General features: G+C 37.4%; 2 protein-coding genes. One reads left to right on the top strand and one right to left on the bottom strand.

The window, feature by feature from the left end; translation table 11 throughout:
• Positions 1-356: Arm DNA-binding domain-containing protein (locus ACFIJL_RS09470; protein WP_375624457.1), on the bottom strand; the 356-nt coding region annotated here is incomplete at its 3' end.
• A 514-nt stretch (positions 357-870) separates the two neighbouring features.
• Here ACFIJL_RS09470 and ACFIJL_RS09465 point away from each other — a divergent pair.
• A partial coding sequence (locus ACFIJL_RS09465) for an Arm DNA-binding domain-containing protein (protein WP_375624455.1) occupies positions 871-1,178 on the top strand: 308 nt, incomplete at its 3' end.

Genomic DNA, 1,178 nt, shown 5'->3' with positions numbered 1-1,178 from the left:
CCGTTTTTACCTTCATTTTTCAACTCTGCTTTTTTGCTTTCAAAAGCCGCTTTTGCAATTTCTTGAAAAATATTGCTTTGCTGTTTTAAAATAGTCTGTTCTCGAAAGACAATAGGATCATTGCCTTCTTTAAGAATATCACTATAATATCTTGCAAGCTCACGCGCTTCTTTTAAAGAGAGTTTTGTAACAGGACCAAGTCCCATTTCACGGCGTTTGTTATGGTATGTATAACGAAAGAACCAAGAGCGTGTATTGTCTTTTCGAACATTCAACCACAACCCTGCCCCGTCACAATATTTACCCTGCGGAGACGTCTTTACGAATGATGCTGATAACCGATGAATCGCTCTCACTTAACGTCCCCTCTCGTCCACCTTTTCAAGCATTGCTCGTCCACCTTTTTTGGTCCACCTTTTAGACCACCTTTAATTTCTGATTTGAGATTTTTTCTTTAATACTTACTTTTTTTATTGAATCATAAAAAGCTATAGACATCAATACGCCCTTACATATCTTTATATACTTTGAATCTTGTTGCTAAGCCCCTGCTTGCCGCGTCTGGGCACCATATTCTTCTTTGTTATATGTAACCTATTGTTTTTTTTATTTACTTTTTAAGTAAGGGATACCTAAGTCAAGTTAAGGGAATAGGATTTTCTAATATTTCTCTATAAAGCACGCTTCACATAATAACAAGATATTGATTTATAATAATAATCTAGCGTTATTCATATTGAATGAAAAAACTAATACTGTAGGATTCTATCATTAAAAATCTGTTCTATGTTGTATTAATCAAAATCACTTGCTTGCACGTCAAAAGCGGGGCTGGTGTGTGGGTAAAAACTGTAGAAGAAAGGAGTAAAAATGGTCCTTATGAACCGTCTTAATGCAAGGGCTGTCGCAACATTGGGGGCTGGCAAATATAATGATGGTGCCGGCTTGTTACTTCATAAGCGTAAAGATGGAGGTGCTCAATGGCTTTATCGTTATACCATTCATGGTCGACGTCGTGAAATGGGCTTGGGGGCGTTGCGAAATGTTTCTTTAAAAAAAGCCCGTGAATTGGCAAATCAATGGCGTTCTGTTTTGCATGAAGGGCGTGACCCCATTAAAGAACGCGATAAACAAAAGCGTGAGGCAATAAGCAATCTCCATTACTTAAAAGATATTGC

Origin of the sequence: Bartonella sp. TT119HLJHH (genome assembly GCF_042193385.1) — a bacterium.
In the GTDB taxonomy this organism is placed as follows: domain Bacteria; phylum Pseudomonadota; class Alphaproteobacteria; order Rhizobiales; family Rhizobiaceae; genus Bartonella.
Note: the sequence above shows the minus strand (reverse complement) of the source record. Positions and strands in the feature narration are given on the sequence as shown.